Below are 14334 nucleotides of genomic sequence, written 5' to 3'. Positions count from 1 at the left end.
TGCCAAACTCGCACAAGCATCGAGCCACTCATGAATCCCAACCAACTGACCGATCAACTGGGCCTGTTTCTCGACGTTCTGGAAACCGGCAGTTTTTCCGCCGCGTCACGCCGTCATCCACTGACGCCCTCGGCTGTGGCACGGCGCATTGACAGTCTGGAAGGCGCCGTCGGCAGCCAATTGTTCATACGCAGCACCCATGCGGTGCGCGCGACGCCTGCGGGCATGGCGTTCGCTGAGCGCGCACGCAGGATCGTCGCTGAATTGCGCCTGGCCCGGGCCGAAGCGGTGTCCCTGAGCAGTGCTCCGGAAGGCCTGATTCGTATCGACGCACCGGCCGCGTTCGGGCGCCGTCACCTGGCACCGGTGATTGCCGATTTCCTGCTGCTCTATCCCGGCCTCGACGTGCAATTGCAGTTGATCGACAGCTTTGTCGACATGCAGGGCTTGAACCTGGGCAAGGTCGACCTGGTGTTGCGCGCCGGGCAATTGGCCGATACCCGGTTGGTGGCCACGCCTCTGGCGAGCATGGTTCGCATTGCCTGCGCCAGTCCCGCCTACTTGCAACGCCGCGGCGTGCCGAATGATCCGGCGCAACTGGTCGAGCATGATGGCCTGGACTGGGCCGGCCTGGCCCCTCCCTTCGCCTGGCGCTTTGAACGGAACGGCCAGATGCAATTGCATCGGCCGTCGCGCGTGCGCATGAGCGCCAACAATGCCGAAGCGTTGATCTCCAGCGCACTGGCCGGCCTGGGCATTGCCCACTTGCCGACCTGGCTCGTCAGCGAATACCTGTTGCGCGGCGAACTGCTGCCGTTGTTCTGCGAGAACGGCCTGCCAAAGCCGGAAAGCTCCGGGATCTACGCCTTGCGACTGCAGCAACAACCCAACTCCCGCAGTCGCCTTCTCCTGGAATACCTGAAAACCCGTTTCAGCCCCATTCCGCCCTGGGACCTGGAGCTGCAAACCCATCTGGGACGGCACTAGCCAAGAATTGTCTGGCGCGTTAAAGATTTGCCCGCTAGATTCATGAAGATCACTGATCAAGGTTTCCCAATGACCACCAAGCGCGACACCCCGGACAACTGCGACGACCTGCTGCTCGACAACCAGGCCTGTTTCGCCCTGCATTCCACTTCGCTGATGATGACCAAGGTCTACAAGCCCTTGCTGCAGGCGCTGGGCCTGACCTATCCGCAATACCTGGCGATGATGGTGCTGTGGGAGAAGGACGGTTTGACCGTAGGTGAAATCAGTGCGCGCCTGTTGACCGATCCCGGCTCGCTCACGCCACTGCTCAAGCGTCTGGAGGCCGAGGGTCTGCTCAGCCGCACCCGCAGCCGTGAGGACGAGCGCGTGGTGATCGTCGAACTCACCGAACAAGGCCGCGCCTTGCGCGACAAGGCCCGTGACATTCCGCAATGCATCCTCGGTGCCAGCGGCATGACGCTGGAACGTTTGCAGAAACTCCAGGCAGAACTTCAGGAACTGCGCCGGCATCTGCAAGACAGCCTCTGATTTTCAAACCTCCCGAAAATCCTCCCCTGTGGGAGCGAGCCTGCTCGCGAAGAGGGCATGTCAGGCGATATTGATGTTGCCTGGCACACCCTCTTTCGCGAGCAGGCTCGCTCCCACAGTCGTTTTGCGTTTGCGGTGAAAATTCAACTGATCCGAATTTTTTCATAAAAATATCTTGCGCACTAAACATTAGCGCGATACATTCATCTCGCACTTACTTAGCGCGCAAACATTTAGCGCAAACAACCAAACCCGAACGAGGCTTTCACCATGCAAACTCTCTACACCGCCATCGCAACATCCACCGGTGGCCGCGACGGTCGTGCGATCTCCAGCGACAACGTTCTCGACGTCAAGCTCGCCACCCCGAAAGAACTCGGTGGTGCTGGCGGGGCGGCGACCAATCCTGAGCAACTGTTCGCCGCCGGTTACTCCGCCTGCTTCATTGGCGCGCTGAAATTCGTCGCCAGCCAGACCAAACGCAAAATTCCGGATGACGCGTCGATCACGGCCCACGTCGGCATCGGCCAGATCCCTGGCGGTTTCGGCCTGGATATCGACTTGCACATCAGCTTGCCGGGCCTTGAACAAGCCGACGCACAAACATTGGTCGAGGCTGCCCACCAGGTCTGCCCGTACTCCAACGCCACCCGCGGCAACGTCGAAGTGCGTCTGCACGTAACTGTCTAACGTCGCTTTCCACTCAGGCCCGAACAGGAAATGAACATGAACACTTTCAGCAAAGTCTTGACCGGCACCCTTCTCGCCCTGTCTGTCCACAGTGCATTCGCCGGCGACGTTGAACACAACACCCAGGCGTTTCTCGATGTGCTGAATGCCGGCACTGGCAAACCGATGGAACAGCTGACGCCCAAAGATGCTCGCGCCGTGCTGGTGGGCGCGCAATCCGGGGTGAAGCTGACGTTGCCAAAAGCCGATGTCAGCCAGAAGACCATCCAGGTCGATGGCCAACCGCTGGACCTGACCATCGTCCGGCCGGCCGGGGTCAAGGGTGAGCTGCCGGTGTTCATGTTCTTCCACGGCGGCGGCTGGGTGCTGGGGGACTTCCCCACCCACGAGCGTCTGGTTCGGGATCTGGTGGCGGGCTCGGGGGCGGCAGCGGTTTTCGTCAACTACACGCCGTCACCGGAAGCGCACTACCCGGTGGCGATCAACCAGGCTTACGCCGCGACCCAATGGGTGGCCGAGCACGGCAAGGAGATCAACGTCGATGGCAAACGCCTGGCGGTGGCCGGCAACAGTGTTGGCGGCAACATGGCGGCAGTGGTCGCGCTGATGGCAAAAGACAAAGGTACACCGGCAATCAAATTCCAGGTCCTGTTGTGGCCGGTGACCGATGCCAACTTCGACACCGGTTCCTATAACCAGTATGCCGAAGGGCACTTCCTGACTCGCAACATGATGAAGTGGTTCTGGGACAACTACACCACCGACCCCAAGCAGCGTAACGAGATCTACGCTTCGCCGCTTCGGGCGACCCCGGCGCAACTCAAGGGCCTGCCACCTGCGTTGGTGCAAACCGCCGGAGCAGACGTACTGCGCGATGAAGGCGAGGCCTACGCCCGCAAACTCGACGAGGCCGGCGTGGCGGTGACCTCGGTACGCTACAACGGCATGATCCACGACTATGGTTTGCTCAACGTGGTCAGCCAGGTGCCGGCAGTGCGTTCGGCGATGTTGCAGGCGTCGCAAGAGCTCAAGCAACACCTGAAGTAACACCCCCCCTGTGTGTTTCCGACAGGCACAAAAAAGCCCGACTCGATGGTCGGGCTTTTTCATTCCTGAAGCAGTGCTTATTTAGCACGGCCTTTGTAGGAACCGCCTTCGCGGGTATCGATCTCGATCATGTCGCCGATTTCGATGAAGTCAGCAACCGACAGCTCGGTACCGTTCTTCAGTTTGGCAGGCTTCATCACCTTGCCGGAAGTGTCGCCGCGAGCGGAACCTTCGGTGTAGTCAACCTGACGCACGATAGTGGTCGGCAGCTCTACGGAAACCAGGCGGCCTTCGAAGAACACGGCTTCGCAAACGTCGGTCATGCCTTCTTCGATGAACGGCAGAACGCTCTCGATGTCTTCGGCGTTCAGTTCGTACATGGTGTAGTCGGTAGTGTCCATGAACGTGTAGCTGTCACCGCTGATGAAGGACAGGGTCGCTTCTTTACGGTCCAGGATCACGTCGTCCAGCTTGTCGTCGGCGCTGTAGACGGTTTCGGTCTTGTAGCCGGTCAGCAGGTTTTTCAGCTTGGTCTTCATGATCGCGCTGTTACGGCCCGACTTGGTGAATTCAGCTTTCTGAACCAGCCAAGGATCGTTGTCGATACGGATCACGGTACCGGGTTTGAGTTCTTTACCAGTTTTCATTGCGAATATCCGAATTTGGATGGGATTTACAAAAATCTAGGCCGCGTATCATATCCAATTTACATAAAACTGTACCAGCGCCGCGGCAAGATCGGTGTGCAAGGCCTGTTCCAGACACCACGTCTCGGCGTGATTTTGCAGCTGCGGCCAGTGTTTGCGGGTTGATTGCCAGTGGTCGGTCATTGTCTCACCGGCATTCCAGGCCCGCCAGAGACCGCTGATCGCCTCGCCAGCCGCAGGCGAAAGGTCTTTGGTGTAGAGAGAGAGGAAGGCTTCGAGCTTGTCCAGATGAACATCTTCCTCCTGCTGATAGATGTGCCACAACATCGGCCGTCCCGCCCATTGCGCGCGGACAAAGGAATCTTCGCCGCGTACGGCGTTGAAATCACAGCACCAGAGCAGCTGGTCATACTGGTCCTGTCGGACGAACGGCAGTACCTGCACGGTCAAGGCATCGCGCACATGCAATGCCCCCGCCTGCAGGTCCTGCACGCCCAGCCAACGCTCGACGTCACCCAGGATACGCCCTTGCGGCACCAACAGATGAGTGGGCATCGAGTCGCTCGCCAAGGTGTCCAGCCAGCTGGCCAACCCGGAATTTTCATAGGCAAACAGTGAAATCAGTAGCGCACCGGGCGCGCGGTCGACTCCCAGGCCTTGCAGGAAGGTTTGCTGAGCCTCGGGACTCTGCTGGAATTGCCGGCGCCGCTCGAGCAATCCGCTTTCACGCAGCAGGCCGCCCGTACCTTTGTGGAACCCGGGGAAGAAAAAGTGCTTCTGGACGTGTTTGTATTTTACCGACGGCAAGCCGTGGCAGCCGATCACCCAGTCCTCGGCGCTCAGGTAATCGAGGTTCATCCACAGCGGCGTTTTGTCCCGCTGCGCCATGGCGTCCATGTAGGCGCCTGGCAACTGGCAGGCAAACGCGGCGATCACCACATCGGCCGCTTCTACCGGTTGCCAGTCGGCCGACCATTGACATACCTCGACACCCTGGTGCCATTGCCGACCAGCGTGAATGTCGATCTGCGGACACAGGCGCTCGAAGGCACGCAGATCATCGACCCACAAACGCACCTCCACCCCGTGCTCGGCCACCAGTTGCCGGGACAGCCGCCACGTCACGCCGATGTCGCCAAAATTGTCGACCACGGTGCAAAAAATATCCCAGCGGGTTTTCATATCAGGCATTCCAGGCTCCCGTTGGCAAAGGTGCCAATTGTCCGCATAAATCAGCCCGTGCAGAAGAGCCGACGCTGATTAATCTTCGTGCGACAATCGGCAATCGCCCGCGACCCTTCGCCAGGAGGCAACCATGCCCTACCGCCCTACTCCGCGCCGACCCATTGCGATTCACCTCAGCGTCCTGCAACTGACCGGCAGCATCGCCCTGGGCCTGTGGCTGGGTTTCATCGCCATCGCGTTGACCGGCTGGCTGGTGTCCCGGCTGTTTTTCAGCGAACAACTGGCGCCGGTCGCAGCCGCGGTGGAACAACTGGCCAAGCCGCCAGTGGTGGCACGCCCGGTGCCGGACAATCCCGCACAGAGCCCGTTGTTCGAGCAGTATGAAGAAAACCTGCGCAAGAACGAGCAGGCGCAACGACTCGACCAGGCGCGCGGCAGCAACCGCAACCTGTCGAACCCCCGCTGCCAATTCTGGTTACAACAGGATCAGACGGCACCGAGCGAAAAAAGCCGCGCCAACGTCCTGCAATTCTGCGATTGATCATGAATAAGCACACTGTCCACCAACTGATTCTCGACAAATTGCGGGTCGATCTCGACATTGCCGAGCGCGCGGCGCAAACCGCCTACGAAACCGCGACCCACGAAGAAAACATCGCTGAAAACAAGTACGACACCCTGGGCCTGGAGGCGTCTTACCTGGCTGCAGGCCAAGCCAGGCGGGTCGAGGAGATTCGCCAGTCACTGGTGCTTTGCCAGAACCTGGCATTGCGTGCGTATGACGAGCAACGGGGTATCGAGATAGGTGCGCTGCTCGGCCTGGAGGACGAAAAGGGCCGCGAGCAATGGTTGTTCCTGGCGCCGGATGCGGCGGGCCTGAAGGTTGACCTGGTGGGGCAACTGATTACCGTCATCACCCCGCGCTCACCGCTGGGCAAAAGCCTGCTGGGCAAGCTCGCAGGCGACGAGGTGGAGATCCTGGTGGCGGGCGCTCGGCAACAGTTTGCTGTCACCGAGGTGGTTTGACCGGCTGCCCCGCCAACGCGGCGGGCCGCTCTATCAGTGAACCGGCAGTTCGACGCCGTCGAACAGCTCTTCCAGCTCCTGTTTGTTGTGGCACTGGATGGCCTTGGCCATGACTTCGCGAGTCAGGTGCGGGGCGAACTTCTCGATGAAGTCACACATGAAACCGCGCAGGAAGGTGCCGCGACGGAAACCGATCTTGGTCACGCTGGATTCGAACAACTCGCTGGCATCGAGCACCACCAGGTCGTTGTCGAGCTTGGTATCGACCGCCATTTTCGCCACGATGCCCACACCCAGGCCCAGGCGCACGTAGGTCTTGATCACGTCGGCGTCCGCGGCGGTGAACACCACCTTGGGCGTCAGGCCACGGTGGCTGAAGGCTTCGTCGAGCTTGGAACGGCCGGTGAAACCGAACACATAGGTCACGATCGGGTATTCGGCCAGGGCTTCGAGAGTCAACTTCGAGAGTTTGGTCAACGGATGCCCCTGGGGCACGACCACACAGCGATTCCAGCGATAGCAAGGCATCATCACCAGGTCGCCAAACAGCTCGAGGGCTTCGGTGGCAATGGCGAAATCCACGGTGCCATCAGCGGCCATCTCGGCGATCTGCATCGGCGAGCCCTGGTGCATGTGCAGGGCAACGTCCGGATACTGCTTGATGAAATTGCTGATCACCGGCGGCAACGCGTAGCGCGCCTGGGTGTGGGTGGTGGCGATCGACAGGGTGCCTTTTTTCTCGTTGGAGAATTCCTGGGCGATCTGCTTGATGCTTTCGACCTTGCGCAGGATCTCGCCAGCGGTGGTGATAATGCGCTCACCGGCCGGAGTAACGCGCGTCAGGTGCTTGCCGCTGCGGGCGAACACTTCGACGCCCAATTCGTCTTCCAGCAAACGGATCTGCTTGCTGATGCCCGGCTGAGAGGTGTAGAGACTTTGGGCGGTAGCGGAAACGTTGAGGTCGTGGTGCGCCACTTCCCAGATGTAGCGCAATTGTTGGAGCTTCATATGAATCCCTCAAAGCAGGTAGACGCCACGGGCATCAGCGACGGTATATAACTATATTAATGGTTTGAAGAATAAATCTAGAACTTTTTGTCAAAACGCCATTATTCGTGTTCTAGCGATCCCCTTGGCGACGACGCTGCACCAGCGGCACCAGGTAGACCGGTACCTTGGCCAGTTGCAACACACGCGCTGCGGTCCGGCCCAAAGGCGTTTCAGCACCAGCACCGTGACTGTGGCTCCCTACGATGAGCAAATCCACCGAGAGTTTCTGCGCCTGGTCGAGAATCACCTGCGATGGATCACCCTGCAGCACCCGTACCGCCTTGATCCGCAAAAGATCCTGCTCCCCCTCGTCACCCAACTCTTCGCGAAAATTGTCGAGCACCCGCTGCTCGATGCTGGCAATCACCGTGTTAAGACCCTGACTGTGAAATTCGTTCAATGCCTGCTCATCGAGATAACTCTGCAGCACCGATTCGGCAAACAGCCCCATGGGCTCGACGGCGTGCACCACGTACAGGTCGGCATCGAATGTTCGGGCCAATTCCAGGGCATGCTGCATCACCACGGGTGCGTACAGCCCGAGGTCAGTGGCATACAGCATCGAACGAATCATATGACCTCCTCGCGTGCCGACATGGCGGAGATTGATTCAGCTTAGCAGTGCCTTGGCGAGAGCGACATCTGGCGTAACACGTTGAACGGCGGGCTTAAACCTTTTGCTCGTTGCTTATGCCATGCGGCACATGGCCGGTAGCAACCACTTCGCGAGCCAACTCGCAGTGACCGGCCTGATCGTCGAAAAACACATCGGCGGCAAAGGCTTCGAGAAAGGCCGACTTGGTCAGGCCGCCGAGAAACAGCGATTCATCCAGGCGAATATCCCACTCCCGCAACGTACGGATCACTCGCTCATGGGCCGGCGCCGAGCGTGCCGTGACCAGTGCCGTGCGAATCGGACAAGCGTCATCCGGGAACTCGCGCTGCAACAGATTGAGGGCAGCGAGGAAGCCCTTGAACGGCCCACCGCGCAGAGGCTCGCGGGCCGCTTCGCGCTCGCTGGCCTGAAACGCTTCCAGCCCACCGGCCTGATAGACGCGTTCGGATTCGTCGGAAAACAGTACGGCATCACCGTCGAAGGCAATGCGCAGTTCATCGCTGGCTGCACGGCTGGCGCCGCCGGACAGAATGGTCGCCGCGGCGAATCCGGCGTCCAGCGCACTGCGTACGTCTTCGGCGTGGGTTGAAAGAAACAGATCGCAGCCAAAGGCCTTGAGGTAGGGATACGGACTGCGTCCTCCGACAAACGCCGCACGGGAAATCGCCAGTCCATAGTGATGGATCGAGTTGAACACGCGTAGTCCGGTGTCGGCGCTGTTGCGCGAGACCAAAATCACCTCGACCCGTGCCCGGCCGAGGTGGGCATTGAGGTTCAGGAGTTTTTGCACCAGCGGGAAGGCGTCACCGGGCTCGAGTATTTCTTCTTCGTGTTCAATCTGATATTGCCGGTAGGCCTCGACACCACTCGACAGATAGACCTTGTGGCTTTCACTCAGGTCGAACAACGCTCGCGAAGAAATCGCCAGCACCAACTTGTCGTCTATGGACTTTGGCATCCCCTTCCCCCTCCGGTTGATCGACTCAAGTATTACGTCGATCGATGAAACTCAAACTGCGATACATCGCCTCGATCCGTGGCAATTCACAGCCGACGGCCTTCGCCGCGGCCAGAGGCCGAGCGTAGATGGCCTCCAGTTCCAGCGGACGCTTGTGCAAAAAATCGTGGTACATGCTCGGCCAGTAGTCCGGCATTCTCTGCGTCACCTGCAAAAGCTGCTCGGCATAACCGGCGGGCACTTCGTGACCGCAGGCGGTTGCGCCCTGGATCACTTCGGCCATCAGCGAGGTGATCAGCTCACGGCTGTCGGCGTCGGCCATGAGCGGCGTGGTACTCGCCCCGAGCAGCACGGACAGGCCGTTGTACGGAATATTCCAGACCAGTTTCTGCCAGCGCGCCTGGTGCAGGTTAGCCATGGCCTGGGCGTCGATACCAGCCGCACGAAACAACCCGGCCCCCTCCTCGACAATCGCGGCACGCGATGGATCATCGGACGCCGGCCCGCTGTGATAGCCGACATGTACCGCCCCCAGCGCCTGATGAGTGATGACACCGGGGCCCTGGCGATGGACGCAGATATAGCAGAGCCCGCCCAGCACATGCAGCGCATCGGGCAGCAGTTCACGCAGGCTGTCTTCGACATCCAGGCCATTTTGCAACAGCAGCACCCTGGCATTCGGTGCAGCGGCTTGCACGATGGCGGGCGCGAGATCGCGATTACTGGTGGTTTTTGCGCCAACCAGCAACCAGTCGCAAGGTGGCATGTCTTCGGCCGCCGAGTAGGCCTGCACCGGATTCAGCGTCAGCGCTCCATGTACAGCGCTGTGCAGTTGCAGCCCGCGCTCGGCCACCGCACGAAACTCGCTGCGCAACAGAAAATGCACATCGTAGCCGGCCTGCGCCAGCATCATCCCGTAGAACCCGCCGATGGCCCCGGTCCCGATAATTCCGATTGTCGGTTTCGCAACTGCACCCGTCATGGCAACTCCTCTGCTGTTCGACCCAGCGCCTGCCCCAGAGCGGCGTTGAGCTCGGCGCCGGTCAGGCGCGATTTTAGTGCCCCGAAGAATTCGCCGTCGCGTACCACAAACAGCGCCGGCAAGTGAAAGACCTGATATCGCTCGACCACCCCGCCATTGTTGCCGGCATCGATCCAGCACAGGCGATCGACGTCCAGGTCGAGCGCAGGCAGCTGCTCACGGGCAAAACGACAGGAGGCGCAGCCGACACTGGTGAAAATCACCAGCGATACGCCGCTCATTGCCAGCAGCCGTTGGTCGGCGTCGAAATCGGTCAGTTCCAATTCGACCACTATACTGGGTGGAACAATGTCAGATGGCCGACACATGGAGTCCGTGCTCATGGGACGTTTTCTTCCTCATCCTGACGATATACCTGTCGAGTTGACGTTGCTCAAACCTGAGTGCATCTCCAGGCAACAGCTGCACACTATCAGCCTCGGGGGCATGGCTTGCAATTATCACCGCGCCTGGCGCCATGGCACCGCGCTGGAGGTACGCATGCCGACCCTGAACCCGGACCTGCGCTTTCTGGGCTATGTGGCCTGGTGCCTGCGACGAAAGCGAGGCTACCTGGTGGGTATTGCCTTCGTCGACGAACAGACACTTTTCAGCGCAAGAATGGGCGAGCAGGTGTGCCAGATCGAGCGTTACTGCCGCCAGCATGACGCCCACAACGACCTGCAGGAAATCCAGGCCCTGGCCCTGGAGTGGGTCCAGCAGCATGCCGACGAGTTCTCCCACGACAAGGTTCACCAGGCATTTGCACAGGCCGTGCTGGATTAAACCGGGCCAGCCCATTGTCTAGCCACGGTGTAACGCGCTAAGGTTCTGCTCCCCGACGCGCTTAATTTGCTGTGCTCCGCCGCGCGGGTTCGCTGGCGGCCGGCACCCGTGACCTGACGAGTAAACGATGGCTGATTTACCGATCAACGACCTAAACGTCGCTTCCAACGAGACGCTGATCACTCCTGACCAGCTCAAGCGTGATATCCCCCTGAGCGATGCCGCCCTGCGCACCGTCACCAAGGGCCGCGAAGTCATTCGCAACATTCTCGATGGTACCGACCATCGCCTGTTCGTGGTCATCGGGCCTTGCTCGATCCACGACATCAAGGCGGCCCACGAGTACGCCGAGCGCCTGAAGGTTCTCGCGGCGGAAGTGTCCGATACCTTGTATCTGGTCATGCGTGTGTATTTCGAGAAGCCACGCACCACCGTTGGCTGGAAAGGCTTGATCAACGACCCCTACCTGGACGACTCGTTCAAGATCCAGGACGGCCTACATATTGGTCGCCAGCTGTTGCTGGACCTGGCCGAAATGGGCCTGCCAACCGCTACCGAGGCACTCGATCCGATCTCCCCGCAATACCTGCAGGATTTGATCAGTTGGTCGGCCATCGGCGCGCGTACTACCGAATCCCAGACTCACCGTGAAATGGCCTCCGGCCTGTCCTCGGCCGTCGGCTTCAAGAACGGTACGGATGGCGGCCTGACCGTTGCGATCAACGCCCTGCAATCGGTTTCCAGCCCGCACCGCTTCCTGGGCATCAACCAGGAAGGTGGCGTGTCGATCGTTACCACCAAGGGCAATGCCTACGGTCACGTCGTACTGCGCGGCGGCAACGGTAAGCCGAACTACGACTCGGTCAGCGTAGCCCTGTGCGAACAAGCGCTGAACAAAGCGAAGATCAAGCCCAACATCATGGTCGATTGCAGCCACGCCAACTCCAACAAGGACCCGGCCCTGCAACCGCTGGTGATGGAAAACGTCGCCAACCAGATCCTCGAAGGCAATCAGTCGATCATCGGCCTGATGGTCGAAAGCCACCTGAATTGGGGTTGCCAGGCCATCCCGAAAGACCTCGCCGACCTGCAATACGGCGTGTCGATCACCGATGCCTGCATCGACTGGACTGCTACCGAAAACACCTTGCGCAGCATGCATGCCAAGCTCAAGGAAGTACTGCCAAAACGCCAACGCACCTGATTGGCGCTTGCCGCAGACAAAAAAACGCCGGGCTGAGCCCGGCGTTTTTTTATGCAGCGATTTTCTCGAGGGTCACTGGCTCAGCTTGGCAGCATGGCGCTGGTGACGCTCCATGTAGCGCTCGACATAGGAGCACGAGGGAATGACGGTATAGCCCATTTCCTCGGCGTACTGCAGCGCCTGTTCGGTCAGGGCCGCGGCGATGCCGCGACCGCGCAATGCATTGGGCACAAATGTGCGATAGATATCCAGGGTCTGTTTCCCCAGATCCATATAGGTCAGGTAGGCACGATGACCGTCCACATTGGTCTCGAATTGATGACCAGCCTGGTCATGGTGGATGGACAACGCCTCGCTCATCACTACTCCTCGCGGGTCTGGAATTCTGACCCCTACCTTACCGATGTTTTTCCGGCGAAGGAACAACTACGCCACCCCGTGCCTGAATCGACACCGAGAAGAGCTACACCGATCTCGCGCAACCGAGCACGTACAAATAGTAGGCACCATTGGCAGAAATGCTCAAGGTTCGCTCGTCATCATGCTGGTTGGCAGGTGCTGCTGTGGATAACGCAGGAAACAGCTCGACCGAAAGGTCTTGCAGCGATCGGTAGCCTGAACATTGCCGGATGTTGAGACATAAGACGAGCGCCCCTCGTTAAAGTCACCTGAACATCGAGAAAGATATGAGGGACACTGCGCAATTTCCGAACAAAAGTGTAGACGAATGCATCTAGAAGGACTTTAGCCAAGACCGGAAAAAGAGCTTTGAGCCTGGGGAACTTTTCCTTGGCGGCTCGCTCATCTCGGGCCTTGCAGCTGGATATTTTTTATACAACGCAGTTAAAAGTTGCTCGAAAAAGAATCAACGCCTACAATTTTTTTTGCTTCTTGCTTCACGTCAGTTTACTTACGACAAGTAATGGGTAGTATGTACGCCGGCTATTTCCTCACTCGGAGGAGACAGCCACTTAATAGAAAGTCCTTGAAGGGGAACACGATGAACAACGTTCTGAAATTCTCTGCTCTGGCCCTGGCCGCAGTTCTGGCTACCGGTTGCAGCAGCGCATCGAAAGAAACCGAAGCACGTCTGACCGCTACTGAAGACGCAGCAGCTCGCTCCCAAGCTCGTGCAGACGAAGCTTACCGTAAAGCTGATGAAGCTCTGGCTGCTGCTCAAAAAGCACAACAGACTGCTGACGAAGCTAACGAGCGTGCTCTGCGCATGCTGGAAAAAGCTAGCCGCAAGTAATAGTCCTTCGGGATTATTATCAAGCCGACCCATTTTTTGGGTCGGCTTTTTTATTGCCTGCTGTTTCCTGCAGCCAATAAAAAACCCGCCGACGCGGCCTGCGTCGGCGGGTTTTTTTCAGGCATTACTGCAGCGGGTCGATCGGCGCACTCGTCACCATGGCCGCGGTAGTGTTCGGCACGCCGATTTCCACCGGCAGGCCATCTTCGGCAGCCACTACATCACGTACCACATCCCAGTTCATACGCAGGTTATTGGTGATGTCTTCACGCTTGAGCATCGCGTTGATCACCGCAGTGTGCTTGTCGACCACCGACGGGTTGCCCTTGTCATCCAGCGGCGTGTGCGCTTCCAGGTAGACCTTGCCGCCACTCACGCCAAACTTGTAGGAGTCGTTGATGATCCGCACCGACGTTCCAACCGGCACCATGCCTGCCATTTCCAGCACGTTATTGTTGAACATGCGGAAGCAGCCATGGCTGGTGCGCATGCCGATGCCGAACTTCTTGTTCGAGCCGTGGATCAGGTAGCCCGGAGTCCCCAGGGTGAACTTGAACGGCCCCAGCGGGTTGTCAGGGCCGGCCGGCACCACGTTGGGCAGCGGATCACCATCGGCGGCATGTTCGGCCTTGATCGATGCTGGAGGCGTCCAGGTAGGGTTCGGCGTCTTGGCGGTGATGCTGGTGTGGGCAATCGGCGAGCCCCAACCTTCACGACCGATACCCAGCGGGTAGGTGTACACCACGTTCCGGCCTTTCGGGAAGTAGTAGAGGCGGTACTCGGCCAGGTTGATCACAATACCTTCACGTGGTCCTGGTGGCAGGATGAAGCGGGTTGGAAGCACGATTTCAGTGCCGGCACCAGGCAACCATGGATCGACGCCAGGGTTAGCGGCCACCATTTCCGAATAACCCAGGTCGTAGGTCGTGCCCAGGTCGGCGAAGGTATCTTCGTACTTGGCCTTGATCACCTGTACCTGACCAACGATGTCTTCACCAGGCGGTGGCAGGGGTAGCTCCAATGCTGCGACGGGACCCGCTACACAGAGGGCGGCAAGTGTCAGGCAGCGGGTGACGGCGGGAAAGCGCGGCAACATCCGGAAAATCCTTTGCATGATCGACATAGGGTATAAGAACGCGATTGTACACCGCTGGCCGTTATTTCGGGGAGGTTGCGGGGGGTGTAGGCGATGCAAGGCATTTCGTGTCGCCTGCCATTCGACCTATTGTTTGTTAACGGAGTACATATCCATTCCTCCGGTAACGGCCACTTAGGGTTTCGCTTTTACAGCGAGTCACTTGGAAAAGCCCCAAGTAACCAAGGGCTCTTGCCCC

At 59.2% G+C, this 14334-nt stretch carries 18 protein-coding genes; 9 read left to right on the top strand and 9 right to left on the bottom strand.

From position 1 onward, the window contains the following. The first annotated feature begins 30 nt into the window (after positions 1 to 30). The 4 genes from AC3WWR_RS19740 to AC3WWR_RS19725 all read left to right on the top strand — a co-directional run bounded on the left by AC3WWR_RS19740 (position 31) and on the right by AC3WWR_RS19725 (position 3255). Positions 31 to 987 (top strand): LysR family transcriptional regulator, encoded by a 957-nt coding sequence (locus tag AC3WWR_RS19740; RefSeq protein WP_020800395.1) that lies wholly within the window; start codon positions 31 to 33, stop codon positions 985 to 987. 69 nt (positions 988 to 1056) lie between these two features. Then, entirely contained in the window at positions 1057 to 1518 is a 462-nt protein-coding gene (locus AC3WWR_RS19735) for a MarR family winged helix-turn-helix transcriptional regulator (RefSeq protein ID WP_020800394.1), read from the top strand. A gap of 270 nt (positions 1519 to 1788) precedes the next feature. Beyond that, the gene (locus AC3WWR_RS19730) at positions 1789 to 2208 is read left to right on the top strand and encodes an organic hydroperoxide resistance protein (protein ID WP_033041858.1); all 420 of its coding nucleotides are present in this window, start codon (positions 1789 to 1791) and stop codon (positions 2206 to 2208) included. A gap of 36 nt (positions 2209 to 2244) precedes the next feature. Next, the gene (locus tag AC3WWR_RS19725) at positions 2245 to 3255 is read left to right on the top strand and encodes an alpha/beta hydrolase (protein WP_020800392.1); all 1011 of its coding nucleotides are present in this window, start codon (positions 2245 to 2247) and stop codon (positions 3253 to 3255) included. A gap of 77 nt (positions 3256 to 3332) precedes the next feature. Here the strand turns inward: AC3WWR_RS19725 and efp are convergent, their stop codons facing one another. Continuing rightward, on the bottom strand, positions 3333 to 3902 hold the full coding sequence (gene efp / locus AC3WWR_RS19720) for an elongation factor P (protein ID WP_008057003.1): 570 nt from the start codon (positions 3900 to 3902) through the stop codon (positions 3333 to 3335). Positions 3903 to 3950: 48 nt separating this feature from the next. Next, positions 3951 to 5093: an elongation factor P maturation arginine rhamnosyltransferase EarP gene (gene earP / locus AC3WWR_RS19715; RefSeq protein WP_033041857.1), complete on the bottom strand. Its 1143-nt coding sequence runs from the start codon at positions 5091 to 5093 to the stop codon at positions 3951 to 3953. A gap of 124 nt (positions 5094 to 5217) precedes the next feature. Here earP and AC3WWR_RS19710 point away from each other — a divergent pair, with 124 nt between their 5' ends. Together AC3WWR_RS19710 and AC3WWR_RS19705 are read left to right on the top strand one after the other, a co-directional pair. Beyond that, on the top strand, positions 5218 to 5628 hold the full coding sequence (locus tag AC3WWR_RS19710; RefSeq protein WP_033041856.1) for a hypothetical protein: 411 nt from the start codon (positions 5218 to 5220) through the stop codon (positions 5626 to 5628). Positions 5629 to 5630: 2 nt separating this feature from the next. Further along, positions 5631 to 6113, top strand: coding sequence for a GreA/GreB family elongation factor (locus AC3WWR_RS19705; protein WP_033041855.1), 483 nt, complete (start codon positions 5631 to 5633; stop codon positions 6111 to 6113). A gap of 33 nt (positions 6114 to 6146) precedes the next feature. Here AC3WWR_RS19705 and cysB read toward each other — a convergent pair whose 3' ends face one another. The 5 genes from cysB to AC3WWR_RS19680 form a co-directional block, all read right to left on the bottom strand. Continuing rightward, positions 6147 to 7121: an HTH-type transcriptional regulator CysB gene (gene cysB, locus AC3WWR_RS19700; protein WP_008057010.1), complete on the bottom strand. Its 975-nt coding sequence runs from the start codon at positions 7119 to 7121 to the stop codon at positions 6147 to 6149. Positions 7122 to 7233: 112 nt separating this feature from the next. After that, on the bottom strand, positions 7234 to 7737 hold the full coding sequence (locus AC3WWR_RS19695) for a universal stress protein (protein WP_020800388.1): 504 nt from the start codon (positions 7735 to 7737) through the stop codon (positions 7234 to 7236). A gap of 94 nt (positions 7738 to 7831) precedes the next feature. Further along, complete coding sequence (locus tag AC3WWR_RS19690) at positions 7832 to 8737, bottom strand: 5'-nucleotidase (protein ID WP_020800387.1); 906 nt, start codon at positions 8735 to 8737, stop codon at positions 7832 to 7834. Positions 8738 to 8762: 25 nt separating this feature from the next. Beyond that, positions 8763 to 9719 carry a putative 2-dehydropantoate 2-reductase gene (locus AC3WWR_RS19685; protein ID WP_020800386.1) on the bottom strand — a complete coding sequence of 319 codons (957 nt, stop codon included), beginning with the start codon at positions 9717 to 9719 and terminating at the stop codon, positions 8763 to 8765. Further along, on the bottom strand, positions 9716 to 10102 hold the full coding sequence (locus AC3WWR_RS19680) for a thioredoxin family protein (protein WP_033041854.1): 387 nt from the start codon (positions 10100 to 10102) through the stop codon (positions 9716 to 9718). Before AC3WWR_RS19680 ends, AC3WWR_RS19685 begins: the two co-directional genes overlap by 4 nt. Here AC3WWR_RS19680 and AC3WWR_RS19675 point away from each other — a divergent pair. Next, positions 10101 to 10544, top strand: coding sequence for a PilZ domain-containing protein (locus AC3WWR_RS19675; protein ID WP_020800384.1), 444 nt, complete (start codon positions 10101 to 10103; stop codon positions 10542 to 10544). The two genes, AC3WWR_RS19680 and AC3WWR_RS19675, sit on opposite strands and share 2 nt — an antisense overlap. 127 nt (positions 10545 to 10671) lie before the next feature. Next, complete coding sequence (locus AC3WWR_RS19670; RefSeq protein ID WP_020800383.1) at positions 10672 to 11748, top strand: 3-deoxy-7-phosphoheptulonate synthase; 1077 nt, start codon at positions 10672 to 10674, stop codon at positions 11746 to 11748. Positions 11749 to 11820: 72 nt separating this feature from the next. On the opposite strand, the gene AC3WWR_RS19665 is transcribed toward AC3WWR_RS19670, so the two are convergent. Next, entirely contained in the window at positions 11821 to 12108 is a 288-nt protein-coding gene (locus tag AC3WWR_RS19665) for a GNAT family N-acetyltransferase (protein ID WP_020800382.1), read from the bottom strand. Between the two features lie 640 nt (positions 12109 to 12748). On the opposite strand from AC3WWR_RS19665, the gene oprI reads away from it, so the two are divergent. Further along, complete coding sequence (gene oprI, locus AC3WWR_RS19660; protein ID WP_003183784.1) at positions 12749 to 13000, top strand: outer membrane lipoprotei OprI; 252 nt, start codon at positions 12749 to 12751, stop codon at positions 12998 to 13000. Between the two features lie 124 nt (positions 13001 to 13124). Here oprI and AC3WWR_RS19655 read toward each other — a convergent pair whose 3' ends face one another. Next, positions 13125 to 14096 carry a L,D-transpeptidase family protein gene (locus AC3WWR_RS19655; protein ID WP_020800381.1) on the bottom strand — a complete coding sequence of 324 codons (972 nt, stop codon included), beginning with the start codon at positions 14094 to 14096 and terminating at the stop codon, positions 13125 to 13127. Positions 14097 to 14334: the final 238 nt, after the last annotated feature.

The sequence above is a fragment of the Pseudomonas sp. EB271-G4-1 genome (genome assembly GCF_058791355.1).
This window is presented reverse-complemented; position numbering and strand designations above follow the sequence as displayed.

Coding starts and splice junctions, on each gene's coding strand:
- AC3WWR_RS19740 (WP_020800395.1), top strand. CDS start 31: ATGAATCCCAACCAACTGACCGATCAACTGGGCCTGTTTCTCGACGTT.
- AC3WWR_RS19735 (WP_020800394.1), top strand. CDS start 1,057: ATGACCACCAAGCGCGACACCCCGGACAACTGCGACGACCTGCTGCTC.
- AC3WWR_RS19730 (WP_033041858.1), top strand. CDS start 1,789: ATGCAAACTCTCTACACCGCCATCGCAACATCCACCGGTGGCCGCGAC.
- AC3WWR_RS19725 (WP_020800392.1), top strand. CDS start 2,245: ATGAACACTTTCAGCAAAGTCTTGACCGGCACCCTTCTCGCCCTGTCT.
- efp (WP_008057003.1), bottom strand. CDS start 3,902: ATGAAAACTGGTAAAGAACTCAAACCCGGTACCGTGATCCGTATCGAC.
- earP (WP_033041857.1), bottom strand. CDS start 5,093: ATGCCTGATATGAAAACCCGCTGGGATATTTTTTGCACCGTGGTCGAC.
- AC3WWR_RS19710 (WP_033041856.1), top strand. CDS start 5,218: ATGCCCTACCGCCCTACTCCGCGCCGACCCATTGCGATTCACCTCAGC.
- AC3WWR_RS19705 (WP_033041855.1), top strand. CDS start 5,631: ATGAATAAGCACACTGTCCACCAACTGATTCTCGACAAATTGCGGGTC.
- cysB (WP_008057010.1), bottom strand. CDS start 7,121: ATGAAGCTCCAACAATTGCGCTACATCTGGGAAGTGGCGCACCACGAC.
- AC3WWR_RS19695 (WP_020800388.1), bottom strand. CDS start 7,737: ATGATTCGTTCGATGCTGTATGCCACTGACCTCGGGCTGTACGCACCC.
- AC3WWR_RS19690 (WP_020800387.1), bottom strand. CDS start 8,737: ATGCCAAAGTCCATAGACGACAAGTTGGTGCTGGCGATTTCTTCGCGA.
- AC3WWR_RS19685 (WP_020800386.1), bottom strand. CDS start 9,719: ATGACGGGTGCAGTTGCGAAACCGACAATCGGAATTATCGGGACCGGG.
- AC3WWR_RS19675 (WP_020800384.1), top strand. CDS start 10,101: ATGGGACGTTTTCTTCCTCATCCTGACGATATACCTGTCGAGTTGACG.
- AC3WWR_RS19680 (WP_033041854.1), bottom strand. CDS start 10,102: ATGAGCACGGACTCCATGTGTCGGCCATCTGACATTGTTCCACCCAGT.
- AC3WWR_RS19670 (WP_020800383.1), top strand. CDS start 10,672: ATGGCTGATTTACCGATCAACGACCTAAACGTCGCTTCCAACGAGACG.
- AC3WWR_RS19665 (WP_020800382.1), bottom strand. CDS start 12,108: ATGAGCGAGGCGTTGTCCATCCACCATGACCAGGCTGGTCATCAATTC.
- oprI (WP_003183784.1), top strand. CDS start 12,749: ATGAACAACGTTCTGAAATTCTCTGCTCTGGCCCTGGCCGCAGTTCTG.
- AC3WWR_RS19655 (WP_020800381.1), bottom strand. CDS start 14,096: ATGTTGCCGCGCTTTCCCGCCGTCACCCGCTGCCTGACACTTGCCGCC.